Annotated in this window: 24 protein-coding genes; 15 read left to right on the plus strand and 9 right to left on the minus strand. The window is 45.2% G+C overall.

Annotation, left to right across the window (positions count from 1 at the left end):
• Position 1 precedes the first annotated feature (1 nt).
• From IPL83_18765 to IPL83_18790, 6 genes are all read left to right on the plus strand, one after another.
• Positions 2–1,261, plus strand: a complete 1,260-nt coding sequence (locus IPL83_18765) for a hypothetical protein (protein ID MBK9041163.1) — start codon at positions 2–4, stop codon at positions 1,259–1,261.
• A gap of 111 nt (positions 1,262–1,372) precedes the next feature.
• The gene (locus IPL83_18770; protein ID MBK9041164.1) at positions 1,373–1,882 is read left to right on the plus strand and encodes a hypothetical protein; all 510 of its coding nucleotides are present in this window, start codon (positions 1,373–1,375) and stop codon (positions 1,880–1,882) included.
• Positions 1,854–3,251: a hypothetical protein gene (locus tag IPL83_18775; GenBank protein MBK9041165.1), complete on the plus strand. Its 1,398-nt coding sequence runs from the start codon at positions 1,854–1,856 to the stop codon at positions 3,249–3,251. The genes IPL83_18770 and IPL83_18775 overlap by 29 nt, the downstream gene beginning before the upstream one ends.
• 102 nt (positions 3,252–3,353) lie before the next feature.
• Entirely contained in the window at positions 3,354–3,659 is a 306-nt protein-coding gene (gene rpsN, locus IPL83_18780; protein ID MBK9041166.1) for a 30S ribosomal protein S14, read from the plus strand.
• Positions 3,660–3,801: 142 nt separating this feature from the next.
• Positions 3,802–4,059: a hypothetical protein gene (locus IPL83_18785; protein ID MBK9041167.1), complete on the plus strand. Its 258-nt coding sequence runs from the start codon at positions 3,802–3,804 to the stop codon at positions 4,057–4,059.
• A 233-nt stretch (positions 4,060–4,292) separates the two neighbouring features.
• Positions 4,293–4,988: a response regulator gene (locus IPL83_18790; GenBank protein ID MBK9041168.1), complete on the plus strand. Its 696-nt coding sequence runs from the start codon at positions 4,293–4,295 to the stop codon at positions 4,986–4,988.
• 76 nt (positions 4,989–5,064) lie between these two features.
• On the opposite strand, the gene sppA is transcribed toward IPL83_18790, so the two are convergent.
• Positions 5,065–6,867, minus strand: coding sequence for a signal peptide peptidase SppA (sppA, locus tag IPL83_18795; protein MBK9041169.1), 1,803 nt, complete (start codon positions 6,865–6,867; stop codon positions 5,065–5,067).
• A gap of 238 nt (positions 6,868–7,105) precedes the next feature.
• Here sppA and IPL83_18800 point away from each other — a divergent pair, with 238 nt between their 5' ends.
• Together IPL83_18800 and IPL83_18805 are read left to right on the plus strand one after the other, a co-directional pair.
• Entirely contained in the window at positions 7,106–7,852 is a 747-nt protein-coding gene (locus tag IPL83_18800; protein ID MBK9041170.1) for a ParA family protein, read from the plus strand.
• Positions 7,849–8,322: a hypothetical protein gene (locus IPL83_18805; GenBank protein ID MBK9041171.1), complete on the plus strand. Its 474-nt coding sequence runs from the start codon at positions 7,849–7,851 to the stop codon at positions 8,320–8,322. Before IPL83_18800 ends, IPL83_18805 begins: the two co-directional genes overlap by 4 nt.
• Here the strand turns inward: IPL83_18805 and IPL83_18810 are convergent.
• The 3 genes from IPL83_18810 to IPL83_18820 are packed head-to-tail and all read right to left on the minus strand — an operon-like array spanning position 8,317 to position 10,294.
• Positions 8,317–8,994: a DUF4336 domain-containing protein gene (locus tag IPL83_18810; protein ID MBK9041172.1), complete on the minus strand. Its 678-nt coding sequence runs from the start codon at positions 8,992–8,994 to the stop codon at positions 8,317–8,319. The two genes, IPL83_18805 and IPL83_18810, sit on opposite strands and share 6 nt — an antisense overlap.
• Entirely contained in the window at positions 8,991–9,686 is a 696-nt protein-coding gene (locus IPL83_18815) for a ribonuclease H-like domain-containing protein (protein ID MBK9041173.1), read from the minus strand. Before IPL83_18815 ends, IPL83_18810 begins: the two co-directional genes overlap by 4 nt.
• A gap of 26 nt (positions 9,687–9,712) precedes the next feature.
• Entirely contained in the window at positions 9,713–10,294 is a 582-nt protein-coding gene (locus IPL83_18820; GenBank protein MBK9041174.1) for an NAD(P)H-dependent oxidoreductase, read from the minus strand.
• Positions 10,295–10,550: 256 nt separating this feature from the next.
• On the opposite strand from IPL83_18820, the gene IPL83_18825 reads away from it, so the two are divergent.
• Positions 10,551–10,853, plus strand: a complete 303-nt coding sequence (locus tag IPL83_18825; protein ID MBK9041175.1) for a helix-turn-helix transcriptional regulator — start codon at positions 10,551–10,553, stop codon at positions 10,851–10,853.
• A gap of 26 nt (positions 10,854–10,879) precedes the next feature.
• Here IPL83_18825 and IPL83_18830 read toward each other — a convergent pair whose 3' ends face one another.
• Positions 10,880–12,205, minus strand: a complete 1,326-nt coding sequence (locus tag IPL83_18830) for an alkaline phosphatase D family protein (GenBank protein MBK9041176.1) — start codon at positions 12,203–12,205, stop codon at positions 10,880–10,882.
• Between the two features lie 232 nt (positions 12,206–12,437).
• Between IPL83_18830 and IPL83_18835 the strand changes: the two genes are divergently transcribed.
• The 3 genes from IPL83_18835 to pdxH all read left to right on the plus strand — a co-directional run bounded on the left by IPL83_18835 (position 12,438) and on the right by pdxH (position 14,575).
• The gene (locus IPL83_18835; GenBank protein MBK9041177.1) at positions 12,438–13,349 is read left to right on the plus strand and encodes a DMT family transporter; all 912 of its coding nucleotides are present in this window, start codon (positions 12,438–12,440) and stop codon (positions 13,347–13,349) included.
• 133 nt (positions 13,350–13,482) lie between these two features.
• The gene (locus IPL83_18840; GenBank protein MBK9041178.1) at positions 13,483–13,770 is read left to right on the plus strand and encodes a cytochrome c; all 288 of its coding nucleotides are present in this window, start codon (positions 13,483–13,485) and stop codon (positions 13,768–13,770) included.
• Between the two features lie 133 nt (positions 13,771–13,903).
• A complete protein-coding gene (gene pdxH, locus IPL83_18845) occupies positions 13,904–14,575 on the plus strand; it encodes a pyridoxamine 5'-phosphate oxidase (protein ID MBK9041179.1) in 672 nt (223 codons plus the stop codon).
• Positions 14,576–14,634: 59 nt separating this feature from the next.
• Here pdxH and IPL83_18850 read toward each other — a convergent pair whose 3' ends face one another.
• Positions 14,635–15,954 (minus strand): chloride channel protein, encoded by a 1,320-nt coding sequence (locus IPL83_18850; GenBank protein MBK9041180.1) that lies wholly within the window; start codon positions 15,952–15,954, stop codon positions 14,635–14,637.
• Positions 15,955–16,068: 114 nt separating this feature from the next.
• Complete coding sequence (locus IPL83_18855; GenBank protein ID MBK9041181.1) at positions 16,069–19,293, minus strand: vitamin B12-dependent ribonucleotide reductase; 3,225 nt, start codon at positions 19,291–19,293, stop codon at positions 16,069–16,071.
• 402 nt (positions 19,294–19,695) lie between these two features.
• Between IPL83_18855 and IPL83_18860 the strand changes: the two genes are divergently transcribed.
• Positions 19,696–20,640: a hypothetical protein gene (locus tag IPL83_18860; protein ID MBK9041182.1), complete on the plus strand. Its 945-nt coding sequence runs from the start codon at positions 19,696–19,698 to the stop codon at positions 20,638–20,640.
• Here the strand turns inward: IPL83_18860 and typA are convergent.
• Positions 20,637–22,457, minus strand: coding sequence for a translational GTPase TypA (gene typA / locus IPL83_18865; protein MBK9041183.1), 1,821 nt, complete (start codon positions 22,455–22,457; stop codon positions 20,637–20,639). The genes IPL83_18860 and typA overlap by 4 nt on opposite strands.
• Positions 22,458–22,591: 134 nt before the next feature.
• On the opposite strand from typA, the gene IPL83_18870 reads away from it, so the two are divergent.
• Both IPL83_18870 and IPL83_18875 read left to right on the plus strand, forming a co-directional pair.
• Positions 22,592–23,380 carry a hypothetical protein gene (locus IPL83_18870; GenBank protein MBK9041184.1) on the plus strand — a complete coding sequence of 263 codons (789 nt, stop codon included), beginning with the start codon at positions 22,592–22,594 and terminating at the stop codon, positions 23,378–23,380.
• 22 nt (positions 23,381–23,402) lie between these two features.
• On the plus strand, positions 23,403–24,212 hold the full coding sequence (locus tag IPL83_18875) for a mechanosensitive ion channel family protein (protein ID MBK9041185.1): 810 nt from the start codon (positions 23,403–23,405) through the stop codon (positions 24,210–24,212).
• On the opposite strand, the gene IPL83_18880 is transcribed toward IPL83_18875, so the two are convergent.
• Positions 24,193–25,203: a hypothetical protein gene (locus IPL83_18880; GenBank protein ID MBK9041186.1), complete on the minus strand. Its 1,011-nt coding sequence runs from the start codon at positions 25,201–25,203 to the stop codon at positions 24,193–24,195. The two genes, IPL83_18875 and IPL83_18880, sit on opposite strands and share 20 nt — an antisense overlap.
• Positions 25,204–25,383 lie beyond the last annotated feature (180 nt).

Below are 25,383 nucleotides of genomic sequence, written 5' to 3' on the forward strand. Positions count from 1 at the left end.
GTTGGCAAGTAAATGGGGAGGTGTTGGAAATGCCTTTCATGCTCATCAAATGAAGAGGAATTTAGACAAATTGGATGAAATAGATCAGAGAGGGAATTTTTTTTTAATGACGACACCTGGCCTGGAGGAGCTTGCTCTTACTGAGTGGCAGACCAAGAGGAGGTTGCTGGCCGAGATTTATCCCTCACAGGCGATAGGGACGAACGGCGAGTCTGGGCAAATTGTCTCAGGCGGAGTCGAAATAGAGGTGGGTTTGGCCGAGGGTTGGGTGCTTAATCACTACCTGCGCATTCCAACACGAATATTGCAGAGGCTGGAGACTTTTCGATGTCGGGAATATTTGCGGTTGCAGGAAAAAGTGGGTCGCTTTGCTTGGCACCAGTATTTGCGAGAAGGTGAAGTCAAAGTTCATGTGTCCTATCATCGAACGAGGCTCAACATGAAGAAGCGCCTCGTCGAAGCCGTGAATTCTGGTCTTGATATGGCGCGAACAAAGCAGAGGTTTCGCAAAATTCACTTAGAAACCCCGCAGAACATTTTTTTGAGAATTGAGGGGGACAGGGCCACTCTCAGTATCGACACCAGTGGTGAATTGCTCTATCGGCGTGGATACAAAACTTGTGTAACGAAGGCACCCATACGGGAAACTCTCGCCAGTGCGCTTTTCTGGCTCGTGTGTTCGTCTGTGAAAGACTGTCCAGTTTGCATTTTAGATCCTATGTGTGGATCAGGAACTCTAGGACTTGAGCCATTGGTATTTTGGCAGTCCTTGGTAAAACGATCGTTTTCTTATCAGAATTTTCCTTCCGCACCATCTTTGATCCCCTCAAGTGTGTCTGGCGGATTAAAAAGTGGCAGAGGCGCAATGGAGACATTCTTTGGTGATATTGATTCTAGCGCAATCTTAGCAACTCGGGCTAATTTCAATGCTCTGTTTGGAAGGGAATTGCCACTGTCAAATGCTATCCTAGGTGATTGGCTTGAGTGTTGGGATTTTGTTGAATTCCTTCGTCCCCTTCTTATGGTTGTAAACCCTCCGTACAATGAGAGATTGAAGCAAAATCAGGACAAATTAATTGCTGATTTCAGCAAGATGCTTCGCAAAGTTAGACCGGACATCTGTGGAGTTGTTTGGCCAGGTCGAGTTCTCCCACGACTTCCAGGGCGATGGATTAAGTCAGTCGCTACTCTTAACGGAGGACTTCCTGTGACTTTGGGTGTTCTTTGCAAGGACTCCTCGACCGCCGTCGAGGCTCTTTAAATTTTATTCATAAAAAATGGTAATTTTTCGTGCTTTGAAGTGACTCAAGGAGTGCTCCGCAAAATCCGAAAAAGTATTGAGAAATTGAATGCTTGTCAAAGGGGTTGGACGTTGCGGATCAATCGTACCATTTGCCTGGGACTTATTCTGATGGTGTCGCTTCAATCTTGTGCAGAAATGGATAAGACCCTTGATATTGAAGGTCCAAGAAAATTGGGTGCCGAGGTGGCAAAAGAAAAAACGATTTACGTTGGGCTTATCACTGCTGAGAGCAAGTTCCACCCTTGGATGAAAGAGATGTTTCTTTCGCAGGACTTTTTTAAGTCTTGCTTCATTGTCCCCAATGACCAATCGATTGCGATTGTGTTGCGCTGGAGGAACTATCAGGGGGGATGGATCATTGACAAAGATAGATCAGCTGGAGAGGCGGCCAGCGAACTGATGAAATGTGTCACTCAGCAGTTTGAGATATGGCTTGCAAACCGATCTTCCCAGGTTGAACAGGGAGGGATATTCTACTTGGTAGAGAGCAAAGACCAGCTAAATCCAAGTTGGCCAGCAAACGGAGAGAAGTACAGTTGGCAGGTCAGGTTTGAAAAAAAGCGGAGGATTTTTCAGTAGCTTGAATACGACAAAGAAATCCACATTTGAAACGCCGGACCAGCCTAGAATTGTGATCTACGCAGATAAAAAGTATCTTCTTCGGCTGACCTACTCTTTGCTGCTATGCAATATTACCACGATCAGTTTGGGTTATATCTCCATGGGTTCGCGGCTTGGCATTTCGGTGAAACTTCTTTGTGGACTTCTATTTGGTGGGAGCTCTCTTTTTCTTAGTTGTCTTCTGATATACGCCATCGCTGTCATTCTTGTGAGAGGTCCTGTTCTGATCTTTGATAGCAGTGGTGCCTTCGAATTGGTTTCCGTTCTTAAAATTGGGAGGTTGCCTCTTGGTGACATTGTTGGAGTTCGGCTCAGTTTGAATTCATTCCAGGATTTGATTGTATTTCAAATTCGCCCACAATCAGAGGTTTGGCAGAAGGCCAGGAGGAACTCCGTTTTCGTTCGAAAATATTTCGGTTTGTTTTCTAATTGCCTTTGGATCCCGATTGATTTCCTCCTGATTGAGGAGGGCGACTTGATAAAGAATGTCGGTATTTTCAACCGAGCTCTCCGTCGGGAGACAAGTATTGGGCATGCTTCGGCGTCTGACGCATTATTGATCAGCGAATTGAAGAGTCGCTCCATTGAAAGTCCGATTTCCAGTGGAGATTCCACGGCCGAGAGCCCTGCCAATGATTTTTCGCACGCGCCGCCACCGCCACCGCCATCTTTGGTTCCTCTGTCCTCCCACACCCTGTTCAAGCGATTTGAAGCTATCTTCAGGGCAGGACAGTCAGAAGAGGCGGCCCAATCTCATGCTGATTTGCGAAAAACGGAAAAGGAAACGCATGCAGAGCAGCAGGACGAAGAGAAGAGGAATATTTTGGTCAAAGTGGAGGCGATCAAGAAGGATTTTAGGGAGTCAAAAATGGATCGTCTCCTCTGTGATTTATACTTGGATGAAATTTGTTACTTTTCGACCTGGGCCCAATCGAGTCCCATGCGGTTGCCATCGGATATCATCAACACTGAATCTGAGAATAGGAGCGCTTTCGAAGACGAGTCCCGCTTTGATTTCCGGGGTCATAAATTTGCTTTTCGACTCACGCGCCAGGAGAGTCCAAACGCTGATTCTCCGCTCAGCATATACTTTGACGGGGAGGAGGTTTGCCTTCTGAACGTGAGAGTGGAAATAGGTGAATTAGCTCCTCAGAACCTAATCAAATTTCTCCCTGGGCCTTGGGAAGCTCTGGTGCGAGAGCTTTTTGAAGTCTGTCGGTCTCAGCGCCAGAGCGTTGAAGAAATTGAGATGAACGAAACACAAGTGATCGAACATATTGAAAATACAGGAGAATTGAGGAAGCGATTCGGACTAGGTCAAGATTAGGCGGTCGGCTATGAACGGTATTTTCGCAAATCACTTGCATTTCTTGTCAATTCTAATAAAAGGTGAGTTTTGATTTCTCTGATTTTATGAGGGTATTTTTGTATGGCTACTTTAGGTGCTGTTGTTAAGAACAATCGTCGGAAGAAATTGGCGGTCAAATACGGTCCGATCCGTAAAGCGCTTCGCAAGAAGTCTTTGGACACCACTCTTACAGAAGAAGAGCGCACAGAGGCTTTTGTTCTGCTTCAGAAGTTGCCACGCAATGGTTCACCAATCAGAGTTCGTAATCGTTGTGTTATGACGGGCCGACCCAGGGGCAATCTGCGAAAGTTTGGCTTGTCTCGTCTGAGTTTTAGGGCCATGGCCCATCTTGGAAAAATTCCTGGAGTAACCAAGGCGAGCTGGTAACTTTGTTGAGGAGTTGACCAGATTTTCGTCGATAATTTGAACTTTTCTCAAAGCCAATACGTCTTGTTTTTCATGTGAATCAGAACATTTCAACTCAGACTTTGTTCTCACACTTTTTAGAGTTTCAGGGTATAATGAGTTTGTGAAAACAGAAGACATAGAAGATCTTTATCAGAGTCTGATTCGAATGCATCAGGAGAAGAACAAGAACCCATCCTTGGAAGTGGAAGTGGATGAGGAGTTCTTTTTGGTGGCAAAGAAAATTTTATTTAGTGAATTGGGTATCAGAGAGAACAAAATAAATCACAGTTTGCTTCATGCCCTGTTGGAATGCTCAAGTCCTTTCACTGAACTTCTTGAGGTACTTGGGCCTCATGAAGTCTTTCAGAATGCAGCTTAATAGACTGACTTTGGTCAAATTTGAGATCAATCAATTAAAAAATCTTCATATTGATTTGGATCTTATTTTCTAACTACTTGATTTTAGATATATTTATCAGATTGGGAATAAAGTGTATCCTTTTAGACGACTTCCTAGATCTCCTTTGTTGGTAATCTATGGAGGTACACAACGGATGTTTAATCTTTTTTCGGATCACAAATTCATATAGTGGGACGTAAGTGGAGCAGAAGATGATGGAACAAATAAATGTTAAAAATAGACCCCTAATTTTTCTAGTCGATGATGAGCCAATGCTTCTTGACACATTTGCCACTGTTTTGGGGGATGACTACGATACTCGATCATTCAATAGCCCGCATGCATTTCTCTCTTATATTGATAATCCAGCGGCCGTTCAACCAGACCTTTTGATTTCTGACCTGATGATGCCTGGGCTTACGGGCACCGAGATGATATCAAAGGCAATAGAAAAGAATATGGCCTTTCCTTCGATTCTTCTTTCTGGAAATTTGGACAAGGAAACGGTTATTCAAGCCGTAAATTTGGGAGTGTTTAAGGTATTTGAAAAACCAATTCGGACTGATGTTTTAATGGGGGCAATCGATCAGCTGCTTATCGAACATGAGGTGGCCCGCTCTCGGGTAGAGGTGAGGGAGCTCACCGCTCAACTAAGAGAAGTCTATAGGAACTTTCGTCTTGTTGCTGAACCCCATCTGCCGACTGAGGTGGCAGAAGATTTGAAGAACTTGGTCAGCGGGAGTGATTTAGGTCAAGAAAAGGGCAAGAAGGGGAATGCTGAGAATTCTACCCAGGGGAGATCTTTTGATGAACTCATGGACGATCTCGAAACTCGCTTGAATCTTCTTCTTGATAGGGAAACTGTACTCCAGGAGCTGAGGCATTCGCGGGCTAGGGCATCAGTCTGACTTAAACTGGCTCCCTTGGAGTTTGGAACAGCAATCAAGTAGGCGAGTTTATTAATAGCTGGAGCCTGAGTTGCGGTCATTTTGGGAACCTAAGATACTGTGGGTCCAGTGCCCATATTCGCCCCATTTTTTCTAAGCTTCTTAATTGCTGAACCTGATGGAACCAGGTTTCTTCATTTGGTGAGACTACTCGTTCCTGCCAGGATTGAAAGAAAGACATCTGTCCCATGACCTGAAATAGCTGCTCAATCGGAGACTTCTCTCTTGGAAAGACGTCAACGCTCCAGGGCTCGCTCAGTTTTGCGAGCGCTGCGGCTTTTTCTATCGCCTTGTTGAGATCACCATGTTCATCCACGAGGCCCAGTGCAAGAGCTTTTTGCCCAGACCACACCCTGCCTTGAGCGAGCTCTTCCACTTTTTCTGCTGACTTGATATTTCGTCCCTGTTGTACCACTCGGAGAAACTGTTGATAGGTCTGCTCCACCTCAGATTGAATCTTCAACCGCTCTCCATCAGACATTTCTCGCGTACTGTCTCCAATGTCAGCGTGTGGGTGGGTGACCACTCGGTCAAAGGTGATTCCCAATTTTTGATTAAAAAAATTCTGAGAATTGAACATAACTCCGAAAACTCCAATAGAGCCAGTTATTGAATTTGGATCTGAGAAAATATGGTCGGCACCTGCTGCAATATAATATCCACCAGACGCGGCCACGTCGCCAAAGCTTGCTACGACGGGTTTCGTCTTTTTTAATTCAGCAATTTGTCGCCAAATGACATCCGCAGCGAGAGCACTTCCCCCTGGGCTATTGATTCGCAAAACGACAGCCTTGATCTCCTTTTCTCGAGCAATTTGTCTAAGCATTGATATCATATCTTCGGAGCCTATGTATCCTTCGGAGCTAGAACCAGAAATGATCTCCCCACTGGCGAAGATGACCGCAATTCGATTTTTTTCGCCAATCAGATCGCCAACTTCTGGCAGTCTTTGGTAGTGGCTAAAACTAATCAGGTTCAATTTTTTATCTCTTGCCCTTTCGGTTAGACCCTTCATCAAGTCCAAGACCTGTTCTTCGCTAGAGGCATCATCAAGTAGCTTTTTATCGAGAGCTTCGCTCGCCCTCGTCACAGACAAATCTGAGGCAATTTGGTTGAGGGCTTCGGGGGCAAGTCCGCGAAAGGTACTAATTTCGCCGATAGTGTGGGACCAAATATCATCGAGGAGCTCCTGATTTTGCTTGCGGCTTGCCTCACTCATCTTGTCTTCATTGAATATCTCTACAGCTGATTTGAATTTCCCCACCTTGAAGATCTGAGGTCTGATACCGAGCTTATCGAGAGTACCTTTAATATACAGAGGCACCGTGGCGATACCATTGAATTCAAAAGCACCTTCGGGATACCCATGAATCTTGTCGGCAACGGCGGCTATGTAATAGGTCTTCTCATCAAAAATTTCACCATAAGCATGTATGAATTTCCCGCTCTTTTTAAATTCAGCCAAAGAATGAACGAGTGATCCCAATGAGGCCCAGCCGGCTGAGAGTGAACCTAGTTTTAAATAAATTCCTTTGATGTTCTTATCCTCTTTTGCCTTTTCAAGGGCCAATTGCACTTCCCAAAGTCCGATGTGGCGAGGTCCTCTAAAAAATGGGGAATCCTCTTCCCAGTCTAAGAACATGGTTCCCTTTCTTTCGACCAGTTCACCGTTTAGGGGGATAAAGAGGACGCTGTTTTTTTCGACTCTGGTCTCACTGAAATGGGTCGATACGGCACTTGATAGAGCAAGAAGAACAATTAATCCTAAAAATACGAACAAGAACAAACCGATGAGAGTCCCAAGGGCGCCCGCAAAAACATTTTTGATAAAATTCTTCATGGACAAAAACCTCGTTTTTAAGAGAAGACATCTTGTATAGTCTGCCTTATCCTAAATCATCTCGCGGGGCATCCCAATAGGAGATCTTTCAGGTCGAAGTTCAGGATCCAGAAGGTGTAACATAATAAAATGCAACTTTGAGGATTCGATTTTTTCATCTTCGCCTTTGGCCTAGTGCTTTGTTAGACTCGTTGCCAGAAGAAGTCGCATTTGATTGAGTCCAATATGGGAGATCAGAATGAATATTACCTCGGTTATCAACCAGAAGGGCGGGGTGGCGAAAACGACCACCTCTTTAAATGTGGCCGCAGCATGGGGGGCGAAAGGAAGGAAGGTTCTATTAATAGACTTGGATCCACAGTCCTCAGCCACGAAGGCCATTTTTGGTGATCGGGAGTTTGATCACACGATTTACGACGTGCTCCTCAGTAGCGTGTCCCCAGATAAAGCTATCGTTCACTCCGTTCATTTTGGTGTGGACGTGATTCCGTCAGATATTTTACTTAGCGGTGTTGATATTCAAATGGCTGCTCATTTTGGGCGGGAATCCATTTTGAAACGGAGATTGGAGCCGCTGCGGAGTCGTTATGATGCGATTCTGATAGATTGCTCGCCCTCCTTGGGTTTGTTAACTGTAAATGCTTTGATGGCATCTCGCGATATCATTATCCCTATTTGTCCTGAATACTTCAGTCTAAAGGGAATTGAGTTGATCCTGGACACGATTCGAAATCTACGATCAGGTTTAGGATATCGAGTCGATGTACGAGGGGTTGTCATTACCCGTTTTCGTGATCGAAAAATTGTTCGGGAAGTGATTGAAGAAATCCGTCGACACTATGGCTTAAGGATTTTTATGAATTTTGTGCCAGACAACATTGCTGTCGAAGAAGCTCATCATCTTCACTTGCCGGTAACCAAATATGCGCCCAAGTCAAAGGCCTCATTGGCTTATGGGTCATTAGCGGAGGAGATTTGGCAGTGAAGGGAAATAATCCACTCTTCGTCGATTCGACGAAATTTGCCGGTGACGGAATTAGGACTCAATTTGAACTAGGAAAACTAATTCTATATGACGGAGAAAAGGCCTTTGCGAAGGTCATCAATGTGGATGGACATCCGCAAATCGTTCCTCTGCATGAAAACCAGCCGACGGTGTTTTCTGGGAGTATTTACCTGCGGCATCAGGAAGAGATTCGTTTTCAATTTTTTATTAAGAGAGAAGATAGGATTCTTTTCAGGAGTTCGGAATATCGTGGTCGCGCGGCATACCTTATCTCGGAAACTTGGGAGCCTCTAAAAGAGATCGTTAAGGAGGAACCGACTCCCTCTACAAAGTTTGTTCACGGATCAAAAATCCTAACGGAGGCTCTCCCAGAGTTTGAAGCGCAGAGAAAGAGTTTGCTCAGTGCGGTCGAAGCTTTACAAAACTATTTTCCTGAGCCTCAGCTATAGCCAGGCGAGTGCTTTGCGAAGTTTCTCGGGACAGTCTTGAAGTATGATCTCTCCATGGGACATAATAATACGTTCAAATGGCCAATGAAGCACCTTATTCAAGGCTTCGCGAGCTAAGACTCGGTTCTTTACAAGACTCTTCACCTTACTGGACGTAGCAAAACAATGATAAAGTCCTAAAAACCAAAAGATGATGCTATGAAGTGGACCATATTTTTCATTTAGATTCATAGCAAGGTCAGTCAGAATAAGGCTTTTTGAATCTAAATGGTAAAATACAATTTCATGAAATGATTTTGAACCCTGAAACACGACAAAATCAATTTCTGATTTCCACTCTGGACAATACTCATCATTGAAATAACGGGAAAATTTTAAATCATTGCGTTTGATCCTGAGCCCTGGAGATCCTACGTACTCGGCACCGGAATAGCTCACCATAAAATCCTTTATGAACAGATGGTGGAGATCGTTCGGCGCTACGACAGTGCTTACGAGGCCAAAGTCATCAAGTTCCTGTCGGATTTCAGGAGTGAACCGAATAGGGTTGTGAACAAAGAGTTCTCCGTTTTTGAGTTTTATCACTGTCATTCGGGAGCCAACGTTGGCCCCAAACATTTTGTGATCGGCTCTATAAGTTCTCAAAAGTCCCAAATCCATTTCCAAACTCATATTGGCTCACAAGAGGTTGGGAAGGGATATTCGGTATTCTTTACTTGAACTTCGCGAAGGCCCGCGAACCATTCCTTTCGTGCGGGGTCCCAGCGAAATCCCAAGGCCTTTGCTTTATCACGTTCTTCGAATGAAACATGAGCGACAATTCGAACCATGGGAGAACGGGAAATGTTGAAAATTTCTTCGATGGGATATTGCGAGAATATTTTCATCATCGTGAGCACATCAAAGAGAGAACGGTGGGCAAAAGGGTTCAGAAATCCATGTTCGGCGGCAAGGTAAGAGAGCTTTCTCGTTTTCAAGGCTTTAGAATAGGGCAAATCGGTCAGGGTGTCGATCCAAGGAAGATCGATTTGGACTTCCGGGTACATTTTTAGATAGCGACCTATAAATAATTGGTCGAACTCCTTTCCGTTATGCGCGACGATCGAGGAACATTTTCTTGCCATAGATTCCAGATTTATCAAAGCCTCTTGGGGGCTGACTCCCCATTCTGCCAGGTCCTGATCTGTGATGCCAGTGAGGCTTGTGATCTCTGGTGATAGCGGTTCTTCCGCTATCACCATCTCGCTATACATTTTGATGGGTATCTGACGATGAGTATCCCAAATAACCGCTCCGAGTTCAATGATCTCGTCTGTGTCGGGGTTAAGTCCTGTCGTTTCTAGGTCTAATCCTAAGATGAGCATGAAGGTCTCCTCGGTGTATTGAATACTCAAGTCTTCATTTTTTGTCTATGCATTGATCGTGCATCAAGTTCTTGAGATTCAAGGGCCTTCACAAATCTATTAAATAGGAGGGATTGGCGCTTGAGAAGATCCATGACGCTCGGATCAGTAATGTTTCCCTCCTTGATGATGTGATGGCAGTTAATGAGAAAAACCCGTTCAGGAAACAGATAAGAATTTCGGTAACCAAAAACCTGCTGTAAGTGCTCAACGGCTCTCAAGCCTCCGAATCTTCCCCCTAAGCCAACAAAGGCAACAGGTCGATATTCGAAGGAATCAGGAAATTTCCAATGATCAATGAAATACTTCAAGATTCCTGGCATGGAGCCATTGTACTCAGGAACGACGAATATTAAGGAGCGGGCAGTCGAAATTTTATTTATCCATTCAGAGATCGGAGGAGGAATATTGGCGGCATACTGGGTGCCATTGAGTGAAGAAGTGTCGAGTGCACTCAAATCAAGTATCTCAAAGTTTTCTTTTAGTTCAGATTGAATGCTTTGTATAATTTTAGAGACTTGAAATGAATTGGAGTGAGGTCTGTTCGTTCCCGATATAATGTATTGCACGATTCCCCCAAGGATGAAGTTTTGAATGTTATTGTCTGAAGTGGGTCTTAATTCAAGAATTCGTAATGCAATGCATTTTTTCCTCGTACTGACGAGGTAATAAGTGAAATTGTTCCTTCCCTTTGAAAGAAGAGTTTTTTGTCACATTTGTTATGACGAATATTTTCTACGGCCTTGAAATTTCCCGTAAATTTGGATTTCTCCTAGGCGCAGTGTGGGCTATTTGTTAAGATCCCCTTCACTACTGAGGTGAATAATGGAACTAAAATCCGCCCTGCATGGCCCATTGGGAAGTTATTTGAAAGCCAAACGCATTGGTTGTGGTTTGACTCAACACGATGTATCGCATCAGCTCGGATATACAACGCCTCAATTCGTCTCAAATTTTGAGCGGGGCTTGTGCTCTCCCCCACTGAATGCATTGGCGGTTATTGTTCAGCTGTACAAGATTGACGCAGAGGAGTTGATCGACGTTATTCTTCTTCACGAGGAGCAGATTCTTCGCCAGGCGCTCATTGGTGACAAAAAGCGTTCGTCGCGTAAGTCGCGAAAAGCTTGATCGTTTCAAGTAGGCCAGTTTAAGTTTTAATTGCTCCTTTTGATGAGGAGATCTTTGTTGAAGAGAATTTCTTGAAATTTTGATTTTGCAGTCGCTTTCACAGCCAAACTGCGGTTGGAATGGGACCCTTCTAAAATCATATAGTTTATTTTTAAATCAGCGCCCACCAATTGTCTGGCGTTAGGTGTGACTTGCCATCCCGAAGGATGAGTTTTTGCATGAACAGGGCTCGATGTCAGTTCATAGGTTCCATAACTGAGGTCTGGTGGCCCTATCTTGCTGATTTCTGTCAAATGCCGATCTCCCGACGCAAAGACCAGGGGCTGTTGAATCCCTTGGAGGAGCTTCAAGAAATGTTTGAAACTTTTTGCATGATTGCCCTCGAAGGATTCAAACCGATGGTAGCCGCCAAAAAATTGATCACCCATCAAGAGCCAAGAGGGTATTGCGTGAGATTTAAGACTTTGAAATAGCCAAGTTTCTTGTTTCTCTCCAAAATGGGCAAATTTTCCGGAGTCACTGCCATTGGGTTCCCTTTCCGATCGGTTATCCAAAAAATAAAAACGCGCTTGGAAAGCATCAAATACAAAGGAATTAGCAGGTCCTCTGGTGAACACTCCTTTAGTTGGTTTTTGTGGATAAAAGGCTTGGAAGACTTCCATTGCCTCTCGACGATAAGGATTTGTTTTGTCTCCGTCATTCATTCCGTAATCGTGATCATCCCACTGTGCGAGAGTTGGGATGAGTTCATCAAGATAGAAAATGGCAAGTGTTCTCCTCGTTTGAACGTATCGATCCCATAGGCGGGATTTATCGACTGATTTTTCAAGCGGTCCCAGAATTGTCGTGGCATAAACGTTATCTCCAATCATGAAAAGGTATTCTGGTCTGTCCTTAGCGAGATCCTTCCAGATTTGCTCTTGGTCCTTCTCGAACCTATCGTTCATGCAAGATGTGATAGCCAATTTAAAAGTGCTTTTGTTGAGATTAACTTGAGCAATTTGCCTGCGATCCAACATTTGGCCCTTTGAATCCTTAATTTCGAGATAGGTCGGCTGTTTTCCCAATTTTGTCTCGATATGATCGACAACCCAAGGAGAACTTTCGAGCTCATAGGTAGTGGCCTGAAGGGCAGCAGAGAGCGAGGGGGAAAGAATGTCTGATGTCTGATGGTAAGTCAGCTTTTGTGATTTTTGCCGAAGCACCGAGAGAATGGCGCCTTGATTCCAAGTCAGTCCCTGGAGGATGGAGAATCTGGACTCAATTGATTTTGGCTCTTGGGGGGGCCTTATGGATGAACACGACAAGGAGATAAATAGGACCAATGTCGTGACAGTGAAATAATTCGGCATCTTGATCCTTCTCGCTTTGGTGGTTTATGTGAGTCGTCTATGGTTTTGCATCGACAATATCTCCCAGTTTGGTGTGTTTGCCAAATGTTCTAGGAATGAAAATTTTCGCATTCTCAAAAAAATCACATTATGATGAACTGGAATATCGGATAATAGAATATCGATTGAGGGAAGTTGATCAGACTATCATCAGACTGTCATTTTAGGAGTGTTTGAAAGGTTTGAGTGAAATATGCGGATCTTGTTATTGATGCTAGCGACTTTGATTTGGGGTTTTGGCTTTGTGGCGACAAAGTGGACTTTGCTCTTTTTTGATCCAACCTGGTCAAATTCATTGAGATTTGTACTGGCCGCGGGAATTGTTTTGCCGATTCTCATTTGGAAGAAGAGACTCAAGCTATCTTTGCCTGTCGGGGTGTGTTCTTTGCTGATGCTTGCGAGTTTGCAAATGCAAACGGTGGGAATTAATTCTACAACGATGACGAAAAGTAGTTTTTTCACTGCATTCTACGCCATTTTTACTCCTGTTCTCATGAAAATGATTTATAAACAGAAGTTCAGAATAGGGTATTGGATTTTACTCTTGCTTTCCTTGCTAGGAGTCGGATTTCTTTGTGAATTTAGTTTGGATGGCTTCAATTTGGGAGATGGATTTATACTTGGAAGTGCCCTATTGTTTGCCCTTCACATTCTGGCCATAGACAAATGGGCCCAAGAAGAGCATCCCGTTTTGTTTAATTTTCAACAGATTCTGTATGTCGGTATCATGGGTCTCCCTTTTTCGTTTCTGAGTTCGGGAGTTCCTGATTTGAATTCTTTGTGGAGGTGGGACGCTTTGGTTCCGCCTGGCCCCATCGCCGGACTTATTTTTTTAAGCTTATTTTCTAGTATTGGGGCTTTCAGTATTCAGGTTTACGCACAACAGACAACTCGGGCTCATGTCGTGAGCCTTATCTTTTTGACTGAATCGGTATTTGGAGCTTTTTTTGGATTTTGGTTATATCAGGAAAGATTGAGTGTGATTGGGCTCGTCGGAGCCGGTCTGATCTTGATGAGCGTTGCATTGGTCCCTTTGTTCACTCGATTTGAAAAAACAGACATCATGGCCCTTGGTCCTGAGGCTGAAAATTCTGAGGCTGTTTAACGCAATGTGATTTGAAAATCAGTTGAAAATGATCGAGTTTCAAGTCTGTTTTGATCCACTGCAAGATATCGGTTATCATACCCGGTAGTCGCTAGGTATTTTTGATGAGTTAATTCAAACAACGGAGGTCATAATGATAAGGTCGGTTTTTGTAGGAGCATTGTTGATGGTGGGTTCTGTGGCGTTTGCGAAGGAGCCAGCAAAATTGGCTGTGTGCGCGGCTTGTCATGGCAAGAATGGAATGGGCACTCAGCCAAAATACCCTCATCTCGCAGGTCAGCAGAAGGTTTATATGGTGGCTCAATTGAAAGCCTTCAAAGCGGGTGAGCGTAAGAATCCTGAGATGCAACCCATGGCTGCGATGCTCAGTGATGCGGATATGGAAGAACTTTCTGCTTATTACTCAGGTCTAAAGAAATAGGGCCAATCCCTCTCGGTTTTTGTTTTAAAAAGGGAGCCTTGAGCTCTCTTTTTTATTTAGAGTGGGCAGACCTGTTTGATTTTCTCTCACTTGAAGATGTACCAACAAGATACGAGTACCTAGGAATCACAATATGAAACATGAATTAGATATTCATCAAGAGGACCCTTGGAGATTATTTCAGCGTTGGTACAGCAATGCTTCGGGAAAGGGAGTGACTGGATTTTCCGATCGGGCCTTGTACCCGTTCAGGCTATTGATGAGAAAAACCTACCCTCCTTTTCAGCTGCATGGCGGAGATGCGATGGTGCTTTCGACAGCCTCAAGAGAGGGCCAGCCCTCGGCTCGTGTTGTGCTCTACAAAGGGATATGGGAAGAGGGAGTTCTTTTTTACACGAATTACAATAGTCGCAAAGCAAAGGAACTCATCGCGAACCCAATAGCCGCGCTGGTATTTCATTGGGCGCTCCCCGAGCGTCAGGTCAGATTTGAGGGATCCATTGAAAAGGTCTCAAATGAAATCTCAGATCGTTATTGGGCTTCTCGCCCTCGCGGAAGTCAAATTGGAGGATGGGCCTCTGACCAGAGTGTGGCGATCGCCGATCGTGAGGAACTTCTCTTGAAAGTGAAGGCGATTGAGGAAAAGTTTCGAGGTCAGCCGGTGCCAAGGCCTCCTCACTGGGGCGGGTTTGCTTTAAAGGCCTCGTCAATCGAATTTTGGGAAGCCTGTCTTGCACGTCTTCATCGGAGAAGAAAATACGAAAAGAGGGATGGAGTTTGGGGGTCCTCTCTGTTGGCACCCTGAGATTTCAATCCGCCTCGATCGCTGGCTTGAGCCTATGTCTATTACCGTTTCATTTAGGCTTAGGTTTGAGTGTTCTTATTTTTTTGTATCTTTCGATCCATGATGAGCACCAATGTTCCATGACTGATCAAAGAGGCAACCATGAGGGGAAAAATGGCTTGGTGACGATCCGTCATTTCCATTACGATGACCCAAGCAGTGAAGGGGGCTCGAACAATTGCACTTAAAAATGCCGACATCCCTACCAGGACAAGTAGTTCATGATTGGGATAGGAAGCAATTGTTGCGAGCATAGATCCAATAGCGGCTCCTAGACCTAAGGATGGAGCTAAAAAACCTCCGGCACATCCGCTTAAGTGCGAAATCACGGTTCCAAAAAATCGGGCAACGATAAGCTCCCAGGTTGCGTGTTTTCCTTTGATCAGCAAATCTTCAATAACTGAGATTCCTCCACCAATCGAACCAGAGTCAATAAAGATAGCAATTGCAGCGACACAGACCCCAGTGACAATTGAAAACTTCAAGCGTGTATTGAGATAGTTTGGAAATTTTTCTCGCCAATTTATTTGAAGCATTTTGTGGAAAGGAACAGCTAAGAGGCCGCAGAATATTCCCAGGAGCATGGCCCAAGGAACTGAACTAAAGGGGACGTAGTCAATTTTTGGATAACCAAAATAAAGATATTTTCCAGATAACCACTGAGCTGTCATGCCACCAACAATGGCTGATGAAATCACTACGGTCTTAAATTGGTGAAAATGCTGATGGGCCAGCTCTTCGAGAACAAAAACAACTCCAGCCATAGGGGCGTTAAATGCTGCAGCGACACCTGCGGCTCCTCCCGCGACGATCCAGGAGCGGTGTTCAGTATATGGCCACAAACGGTGAAATTGCCGCCCTATAAAATAAAATAGACAAGCCGACATGTGGATCATTGGACCTTCCCGGCCCAATGATCCAGCGCCCAGCACTCCTAACAGAGAGCTGATGGCTACAACTCCGGCGATTTTCATATTCAAATTTTTGTTAATTTCTAATTTCTGAGAAATGGGATTGAGATTGAGGACATGAATAACTCGCGGGACTCCCGTGCCGCCAGCGGCTGGTCCAAATTTTTCAACGACCCAAGTCGCCAGAAAAAAGCAGACTGGAGACAAAATAAAGAGCCAAAAGGGATGAGTCTGAAAAATATTTTTGGAAATCTGAATGCACCATGCAAATGCTCCAGAATAGAGAACGGCAATGACACCGACAATGGCACCACCGGTCCAATAAGGAATACCCTGTAAATAGGGACGATGCTGGACAAGATGAACTAACAAATCTTTAAATTCTGAGAAATCAGGTAAATTTAGTCTTCTCTTGATTCGTAAAATCACGTCACTCCTACGAATTTTGAATGAGATTAGAGAGCTTTTACATAATCACTTTTCTTCACCTTGCTCAGATAAATCTATTTTCTCCTCATCCTCAAGATGTTTTTTGTGATGGGATCATGAACACCCAATCGAACTTCCACAATTCAAGCATCTGTAGCAGCTGCCATTTCTCACCGTGACATGTCCACAATCCGTACACATTGGAGCATCTCCCATCATTTGTGAAAGATGAGAATCCAAGTTATCTGGTGCACTCGCCGTACTTGCGACTGTTGAATGAGGTAAGGCTTCTGAATTCCTCATGACAGCCTTTTCTGCCGAAAGAGACAGCTGTTGTCCTGACTGAATGGATTCGTGTTCGTTTGTGTTGACCATTTGGTTTTGATTGATCACTAAGTCTTCTACGGCTGGCTTGACATGCACGAAATCAGTTTTTCCGAGATACTCCATGCCGATCACGCGGAACACATAGTCCAGAATGCTCGTCGCCTGCTTGATGTTTGGATGGTCGACCATGCCCTGCGGTTCAAATCGCGTGAAAGTGAATTTATCGACATATTCTTCGAGCGGCACTCCATACTGAAGTCCTAGCGAACAGGATATGGCAAAACAGTTGAGTAGGCTGCGGAATGTGGCACCTTCTTTGTGCATATCAAAAAATACTTCACCCAAATCGCCATCATCATACTCGCCTGTGCGAATATAAATCTGGTGTCCGCCGACTCGGCCTTCAACAGTTACACCTCGCCGCTTCTGCGGAAGCCGCCTTCGTCGTGGAGAAGCCATGCTGATTGCCGTTGCAACTGCTTCTTGGAGGTCCTTTTCGGTGTAAATGGCCTTATCTGAGGATGTCTCCTCCTGTTTGCTTTGTAAGGGCTGACTGAGTTTTGAACCATCCCGATAAACCGCTACGGCCTTTAATCCCATTTTCCAAGACTGTTCATAAATATCTTCGATCTCTTCAACCGTACATTCATGGGGGAGATTGACTGTTTTGGAGATGGCTCCACTGATGAAGGGTTGAACGGCCGCCATCATTCGCACGTGAGCCATTGGCTCAATAAAACGCTCTCCGCCTGGTCCACATTTGTTGGCGCAATCGAAGACAGCGAGATGTTCCTCTTTTAGCAAAGGGGCTCCCTCAAGTGTTTGCTGGCCACAAATGTGGGAGTTGGCTTCTCTTATCTGCTGTGGAGTGAACTTGAGTGCCTCAAGGACAGTTTGCTTGCCCTCACTCAACTGTTCCGACTTGATACCTAAACTTTTTATCCTCTCCTCTCCCAACACCCATGGGGAAATGGCCGCATGGAGGTCAAAGGAAGTTGGCAAGGCCTTGGTTATTTTATAAAGATCTTCATCCGTCAGGCCCTTTGCCTTCAGAGATTCAGTATTGATATGGGGAGACCCATGGAGAGTCATATGGCCAATTGCATAAGCGACGATGGCTTCGACTTCGTCGAGCTTATAACCCAGAGCAGTAAGTGCACGAGGGACTGATTGGTTCACAATCTTAAAGTATCCCCCCCCGGCGAGTTTTTTAAATTTCACTAGAGAAAAATCGGGTTCAACTCCTGTTGTGTCACAGTCCATTAAGAGACCAATTGTGCCCGTTGGTGCCAGAACAGTCGCCTGAGCATTGCGAAAGCCGTAAAGTCTTCCCAATTCGGCGGCATCGGTCCATGCTTCATGTGCCGCCTGTATAAGTCCCTTTGGGAGGGAGGATGAATCGATTTCGGCTACTTTTTCTCCGTGTTGACGGATCACCCGCAGCATGGATTCATCATTTTTCTCATACCCATTAAAGGCACCTTTGCTACCGGCAATGATAGCGCTGGTTTTGTAAGCTTCGCCTGTCATAATAGCAGTCAGGACTCCCGCCCAAGCTCTCCCTTTTGGACTGTCATAGGGAAGTCCTTTAATCATGAGAAGAGTTCCCAAATTTGCATATCCGAGCCCCAAGGGTCGATAATCATGACTGTTCAGTGCGATTCTTTCTGTTGGATAGCTTGATAAATCGACAAGGATCTCCTGAGCCGTAAAAAGAACTCGAACGGCGTGTCGATAGGCTTCCAGATTAAATGAGCCATCAGGCGATAGAAATTTTTCCAAATTTAAGGAAGCGAGATTGCAGGCGGAGTCATCAAGAAACATATACTCCGAGCAAGGGTTGCTGCCGTTGATGCGATCTGTCTCTGGGCAAGTGTGCCACTTTTGGATCGTGGAATCAAATTGGACTCCTGGGTCAGCGCACTTCCAAGCGGCATATGCTATTTGTCTCCAGAGTTCACGCGCACGATAGGTGTTAATCGTTTCACCAGAGGTGCGAGCCGTTGTCTTCCAGGTATCATCCTTTTGAACTCTCTCTATAAATTGGTCTGGAATTCGAATGGAATTGTTAGAATTTTGTCCGGCCACAGTTTTATAGGCTTCTCCATTAAAATCGGAACTATAACCTCCGTCGACAAGAGTCTGAACTTTTCTTTCTTCATTGACCTTCCAATTGATGAAGTCCTCAATTTCGGGATGGTCAATGTCGAGACACACCATCTTTGCGGCCCTACGAGTTGTCCCACCTGATTTTGTTGCGCCAGCTCCACGGTCAAGTACCTCAAGAAAGCTGATGAGTCCCGAGCTTAACCCTCCACCGGAGAGAGTTTCTTGACGGCCGCGTATCTTAGAGAAATTTGTTCCCGTGCCGGACCCATATTTGAAAATGCGTGCTTCTTGTTTAGTTAAGTTGAAAATAGCCATCAAGTCGTCTTCTACGCTCTGGATAAAGCAAGCTGAACATTGGGGTCTTTCGTAGGAATTGGCAATCTCACTGATTCGTTCTGATTTAAAGTTGTAAGCGTAATTGCCACCTGATCCTGTGATGCCGTATTCATGATGAAGCCCGCAGTTGAACCACACTGGGCTATTAAAAGCTCCAATCTGATTAAGAAGAATGAAAGCCAATTCCTTTTCAAATTGTTCTGCATCTGACTTGGACGCAAAATAACCACCAAAGTCTTCGCCGGAAGATCGAATTGTGTGAACGATACGATGGACCACCTGACGAATGGAGGTCTCGTGTCCAGTCCCTGGTACTCCCGCTTTGCGAAAATATTTACTGACGGCAACATCAGTAGCCAATTGCGACCAAGACTCAGGGACCTCAATATTTTCCATAGAAAAGACAGAGCCACCCTGAGCGTCCTTAATTTTGCTCGATCGTTTTGACCATTCAACCATATTGTAAGGATTTTGGTCATTGGGAACATAGTAGGCTTGAAAGGTCTGGCCACCCGTATTTACTTTTGTTCCCTCCCTTTTGGCTCGTGCTTCCTGTTTAAGAGCCATTTTGGGAGATTTCTTATTACTTCCTTCTTCCGTGAGAAGAGTATTCATAGGGATGTCCTTTCATTCGCTGGGAACTCTAAAATTTTGCCATCTTTAAACGAGGGGAAACCCCTCTTCATGTGCTCCAAAGAGAACACGCTGAAAAATGGCTGTCAATTAAAAGAACCACTATATCTAGTGATGCAAGACATCTTAAAATACAATATGTTGTGTAATCAAAGCCAGTGGCGGTCTTTAGACGAAAGCCTAGAATCGACACAAAAAAATAAAATTTTAGGCCAAAGCGTTAGGTGCGGGGAATAAGTAATCTGTTGCCAGTGTGTCAGTGGCGAGTGGATTTTTGCGCATATTGACATTAATCTTTGTGCAGGGGTCTAATCATCAAAAGGTAGGTGAAGGAGCATGGTCACGAGAGCAGTCCGTCCAGCTGATATTCGGTTGTGGTTAGCGAAAAGCTGGCGTGTCTACAAGAAAAGGCCATTTTATTTGTGGGTTGCTTTCGTCCTCTTTGCACTCGTGACAATTTTCCCCTCTTTTATGTCTCCCTTTGGGCGGATATTCGCTGGATTCTTGCTGCCACTTTTGGTGGGTGGCGCCTTTATTTTTGTCCATCGAGTCATACGATTCAAGCAAGCCACTTATGATGACCTTTTCTTTCCGTTTCATGAGACCCGCCTGGGAATGCGCCTGATGCCCGTTTCATTTGTCAGTCTCATTTTTTGGACGGCCATTGGGGCGATCGAATTTATGAATCGCCAGGCATCTGCATATCATCTGAATAATCAGGTAGGGAGAGCGATTTATCTCGCTTCTGTCGCTCTGAACACAGTTTTCTTATTAGGAGTCACACCTATATTGATTTTCTCTTCGCTCAACATTATTCAAGCCACCGCCCTCGCCTTTCGTGCGATGAGGCAAAATTTTTTAGTTTTTGCCTTCACTTGGGGCGGGGGCCTATTGAGTTACTATCTCTCTCAGGAATGGATTCTTCCATTTATTCCTGTGGGAGCTTTTCTCATGGTCTTTTGGTACATTAGTTTTGATGGATGTTTTATGATCATGGAGAATCCTCTTCGGCACTTAGCAAAGCCACAGGTTCGCAGGGCGAATCCACAGGAATCGGTGAAGAATTCAGTGAGCCCTTCAAGAGATTCAGTTGAGCTGCCTGACCAACAAGGGACAAAGAAAGAACCGAGTCGGCAGAGTCTGGATTACTATGATGATAGGTACAAGGCCTATGACGAAGGACCGGCGCCCCTGGAAGAGGAGCCATTTGATGACGATCTGACCGAAGAAATTGGCGAAATCACTGAAACGAAAACTGACACAAAGCGCAGACGCGTTTAATGGGAGTTTTCTTCGGGCGAGCGACGGATGACGTGTCTTTGATTTGTCTTTAAAACAATTTTGCGAATTCGAATATTTTTAGGAGTAATCTCCACCCACTCATCTTCGTCAATCCAATCCAATGCTTCGTCTAAGGACATCTCCTTAATGGGACTCAATTTGGTTGAATCATCAGAGCCGGAAGCCCGCATGTTAGTCAGCTTCTTTTCTTTGGTTGGATTTGCATTCAAATCGTTCTGGCGATTATTTTCTCCAAAAATCATTCCTTCGTAGACAGGAGTTCCAGCCCGAACGAAAAGTCTGCCGCGATCTTCAAGACCAAACAGAGCGTACTCAGTCGCGACACCGTCCCGATCTGTGACAATGGCTCCGTTAGCCCGACTGAAACGTTTGCCCAGATATGGAATATATTTTTTGAAGGTGCTGGAATAAATCGCTTCACCGCGGGTTTCTGTTAGAAGAAGTGAGCGCAAGCCTATTAGACCACGGGAAGGAATTTCGAATTCCAAGCGGACCCGATGTGAATTTTCAAACTTTTCAATGTTTTGCATTCTACCACCACGAGTGGAAAGGATCTCGGTGACGGTGCCCATTTTATTTTCGGGGATATCGATGAAGAATGACTCCTCGGGCTCCCACAGTTTGCCATCTTTTTGGACGGGAATAATTTCCGGTCGGCCGGCCATCAATTCAAAGCCTCTGCGGCGAATCTCCTCCAAAACAATAACCACCTGAAGTTCGCCACGTGCCTTGAGGAGAAAAACCTCATTGGAATCGGTCGGTTCAAGAGAAAGGGAGACATTTTGCAAGCACTCCTTCTCAAGGACTTCTTCGAGCTTTCGGCTCGTCAAGTAGACGCCTTCACGGCTGGAAAATGGCGAGGTATTCACCGAAATGCGAATGGCCACAGTTGGCGGATCCACCTGGATTCTTGGCAAAGCCTGTGTGACCCCAATCTCGGCAATGGTATCACCAATAAGAGGAGCCTCGGCCCCAGCGATTAAGGCAATGTCCCCAGCACGCAATTCTTTGGCTCGTTCCGTACCCAATCCCGAGAAGGTTTCCAAGGCGGTTACCATAAAAGGAAGGTTCTTCTCGCTCCCCATCAATTGGACTCTCTGACCTTCTTTTACGACTCCAGCCTCAATGCGGCCCACTGCGATTTGTCCCAAGAACGAGTTGTAAGTTCGATTCACGACGATCATCTGAAAAGGCCCATTCGCATTCACTTTGGGTGGAGGGATCTCCTCGACAATGCGATTGAATAGGGGCGAAAAATCTTTACCGATTGTACCTTTTTCTAGGCTGGCCCACCCACTGCGGCCACTGGCATAAAAGGTTGTAAATTGAACCTGCGAATCATCTTCGGCCAAATCGTAGAAGAGTTCGAGGATTTTTTCTTCGATTTCGTCCACTCGGGCATCAGATCGGTCAACTTTATTGATGATGACAATGATTTTGATTCCACGCTGGAGAGCCTTTCGGAGAACAAAACGGGTTTGTGGCAGAGGACCCTCTGCTGCATCGACAAGCAGAAGTGCTCCGTCAACCATAAAAAGGGCCCTTTCAACTTCGCCTCCGAAGTCGGCGTGGCCAGGGGTATCCACAACGTTGATTCGGGTTCCATTCCACATGAGGGAAGCATTTTTTGCTCTGATCGTGATCCCACGCTCTTTTTCAAGATCGCCCGAATCCATGACCCTTTCCTCGACGGCTTGGTGGCTTTGAAAGACTCCAGCCTGCTGAAAGAGTCCGTCAATAAGTGTGGTCTTCCCGTGATCAACGTGTGCAATAATAGCGATATTTCTAATATTCATAGTCTCTCTATGTGCCACAACCTAAAGCCCTTTGCAAAGAGAACCCAAAAAACGGCCCAACAATTCCGATGACCTTGCTCTGCCTGTTTGTTAATTTGGCTGCGAAAACCCAGAACTTGGCAAAGGGGTAGCCTTTGATTGACATTTTTAAGTCCTACAACATCCCCCCCGGAGCGACTGGTCACTTGAAAATTGGACCCCTTGCACTGTGGATGGCAAACCTTCCCAATGAATGGAGAATCAGTTGGAGCCATTCAGAGGACTGGATTTATGAGGCCATTCAAGAGCTCGTGATTGAAGACAGTCCTTCTGACTCTTTGGGATTAGGACTGCATCGCTTTGGTTTTACAGATAAATCGGATTCTCTTATCATTTCAGCCAGACTGAGCGACCGTTCCATGGTGGTTCGTCCCGATAATCCTTTGCTCGTTCCGGGTGGGGAGAGGATCACTTTTGTTTTGAGTACTCCTTTGTGGCTCGGCATTCACGATGGTGGCAGAGGTTGCTTTCTGACCGAGATTCCAACACATCGTCCTTCTGATACCTGGTTTGGTGAGTCTCCTGTCGAGGGCGAACTGTGCTATTCGACAAGGACAGCCGCGCGTTTACGTATTGAGGAGTTGCCGAAGAGGCATCATCGAGCGATTACAATGGTTGCTATTAGCAATCTGGATCGCAAGCCTTTGCTGATCGATCGTATTAAAATTCCGATGAGAAATCTGAGTCTTTATCGAGGAGAAGCGGGTTGGTTTTACACGGACAACCTATCGTACGAGTGGGAGGGGGAGAAGGATGAAATTAAAATGAATCTCAGAGGGAAGCCAGATTTGCCTGATCATCATTTGGTCCAGTCATCAGGACCACGCGATCCTCTGGAGAGTAATTTGGTGATCAGAACAGTCAGGTCCCTTTTGAGATCATAAGGGACAAAAGGAGGAAGCGCCCATGCCCGATCTACATTTGAGCAGTTTTAGCTGGCTAGCAAGAGCTTGGGAGGCTCTCTTGATCTTGGGCGGGGGATTTGTTGTTTCACGTGCAGTGACAGCCCTGATCGTTCGAAGCTTGCGATTCTTGGATCCACAGGCGCACTTGATTCTTAAAAAACTTTTGTTTTATTCTCTTTTCGGAGCATTTCTAGGTTGGTCCTTGCACCGCTTGGGTGTCGATTTCAAACTCTTGATAGGTGCTGCTGGTGTCTTTTCGGTGGCCATTGGATTTGCCTCCCAAACCTCCGCATCGAACTTGATCAGTGGGATGTTTTTACTCGTGGAAAAGCCATTTGTCGTTGGTGATACGATTCGGGTCAGTGAATGGGAGGGAGTTGTCATTTCGATCGACCTCCTTTCTTCTCGGATAAGAACCTACGATAATTTGATGGTCAGGATTCCCAATGAAACATTGATGAAATCTGGGATCACCAATTTAACTCGTTTCCCAATTCGTAGAACGAATGTTGAATTTGGCGTTTCCCTTTGTGAGGACTTGGAAAGAGTCAGAAATATCCTGCTGGATTTGGCTCACAAGAACCCTCATTGCCTCGATGAGCCTTTGCCACAGTTTTTTATACAGAATTTTGGGGAGTCTTCCATTTCTCTCAAGTTTTGTGTCTGGACCAATACCGAAACCTATGCTGAATTTAAAACGCAGTTTATCATGAATTTGAAGAAGAGACTCGACAAGGAAGCCATAGAACTTCCTATCCCCCAGAGAAGAGTGGTCACCTCTTCTTCAGGATCTAAGTTGGAACCTGGCTGAGGCAAACGATCCATTCGCAGTGGGGAGTCATGGGGAACTGATCGATGCCTCTTACTTGCGCCACCTGATATCCCAGATCACATAAAATGGCTATGTCCGAACAAAGGCTCGGAGTGTGGCAAGAAACATAGACCAAATGACGAGGACGATTTTTTCGATCATGGTCTTTGAGATGATCAAGAACACTTTTGAGGCCAGATCGGGGTGGATCAACCAATAACCCGTCGTAGGAATCCAGTTGAGGAAGCGCCAGCTTTTTGTTTGCGTTTCCGTACTTAAAATCACAAAAAATGGGCGCCTTAAGTTCTGATATAGACCTTTGGGCTCCCGCCAAGGCGAAACGATCCACGTCGAAGCCTATCATTTCAATTTTCTCCATGGCCAGTGGAATTGTGAAATTTCCGATACCACAGAAGAGCTCAATCCAGCGTTTTCCTCCGCATTCAAGAACAGAGTTAACGACCTCATTTACTAGTCGGAGATTTGCTCTGAATCCCGGTTGAGTGAAAGAGGCAATGGAACAATAAAGCGGAATGCTTTTTCCCGACAAGTCGTAAGTTTCAAACCAAGGGTGATGTTCTGCCTTGCCCAATGAGAGTCGCCCATTCTCCAGGCAGAGAGCTTTTCGCTTTTGGCCCACCTCGACTTGGGCTTTTTTCATCAGGCGCATGAGCCAATTTTGTTCATCAAAAAGATCCTTTACGTCTTTATTTGAAAAATCAAGCCATACGCCAAATGTTTCGGCTGGAGAGGTTCGCAACCGAATGGAACCTCTTTTAATGGGAGGCAGATCTGATCTGAATTCTTTGAACCATTTTCTAAGGGATGGAGAAAGTTGTGGGCAATCTGGCATATCAAGGACGTCTTTTGAGTTGAGGTGATAGAGCCCAATGAGACTTCCATTGTCGGTTGACTCAATGACTAAGTCAGTTCGATCGCGAAGACCAAAGGGGGCAATCCTAAGGATTTTTGGTTTGGATTTTAGGCTCAATCCAAAATTCTTAAGGCCGCTCAAAAGTTGGTCTATTTTGAGAGAAGTCTGGATTTCCCAGTCCAGATGATGACTGGGGCAGCCGGAGCAGAAAGGTGCTATTTCGCAGGAAAACTGAGATTGTATCATACAGCCCAATAGGGTTCGCATGGGCAAAAGTCAATTTGTTTGCTCAGAAAC

The sequence above is a fragment of the Bdellovibrionales bacterium genome (assembly GCA_016716765.1).
Taxonomy (GTDB): Bacteria; Bdellovibrionota; Bdellovibrionia; order Bdellovibrionales; family UBA1609; genus JADJVA01.

Excerpts from the sequence above, each read along its gene's own strand:
- IPL83_18790 (MBK9041168.1), top strand. The coding sequence starts at position 4,293 with ATGATGGAACAAATAAATGTTAAAAATAGACCCCTAATTTTTCTAGTC.
- sppA (MBK9041169.1), bottom strand. The coding sequence starts at position 6,867 with ATGAAGAATTTTATCAAAAATGTTTTTGCGGGCGCCCTTGGGACTCTC.
- IPL83_18830 (MBK9041176.1), bottom strand. The coding sequence starts at position 12,205 with ATGCCGAATTATTTCACTGTCACGACATTGGTCCTATTTATCTCCTTG.
- IPL83_18810 (MBK9041172.1), bottom strand. The coding sequence starts at position 8,994 with ATGAGTTTGGAAATGGATTTGGGACTTTTGAGAACTTATAGAGCCGAT.
- IPL83_18875 (MBK9041185.1), top strand. The coding sequence starts at position 23,403 with ATGCCCGATCTACATTTGAGCAGTTTTAGCTGGCTAGCAAGAGCTTGG.
- IPL83_18855 (MBK9041181.1), bottom strand. The coding sequence starts at position 19,293 with ATGGCTCTTAAACAGGAAGCACGAGCCAAAAGGGAGGGAACAAAAGTA.
- IPL83_18815 (MBK9041173.1), bottom strand. The coding sequence starts at position 9,686 with ATGCTCATCTTAGGATTAGACCTAGAAACGACAGGACTTAACCCCGAC.
- typA (MBK9041183.1), bottom strand. The coding sequence starts at position 22,457 with ATGAATATTAGAAATATCGCTATTATTGCACACGTTGATCACGGGAAG.
- IPL83_18835 (MBK9041177.1), top strand. The coding sequence starts at position 12,438 with ATGCGGATCTTGTTATTGATGCTAGCGACTTTGATTTGGGGTTTTGGC.
- rpsN (MBK9041166.1), top strand. The coding sequence starts at position 3,354 with ATGGCTACTTTAGGTGCTGTTGTTAAGAACAATCGTCGGAAGAAATTG.
- IPL83_18840 (MBK9041178.1), top strand. The coding sequence starts at position 13,483 with ATGATAAGGTCGGTTTTTGTAGGAGCATTGTTGATGGTGGGTTCTGTG.
- IPL83_18825 (MBK9041175.1), top strand. The coding sequence starts at position 10,551 with ATGGAACTAAAATCCGCCCTGCATGGCCCATTGGGAAGTTATTTGAAA.
- pdxH (MBK9041179.1), top strand. The coding sequence starts at position 13,904 with ATGAAACATGAATTAGATATTCATCAAGAGGACCCTTGGAGATTATTT.
- IPL83_18860 (MBK9041182.1), top strand. The coding sequence starts at position 19,696 with ATGGTCACGAGAGCAGTCCGTCCAGCTGATATTCGGTTGTGGTTAGCG.
- IPL83_18800 (MBK9041170.1), top strand. The coding sequence starts at position 7,106 with ATGAATATTACCTCGGTTATCAACCAGAAGGGCGGGGTGGCGAAAACG.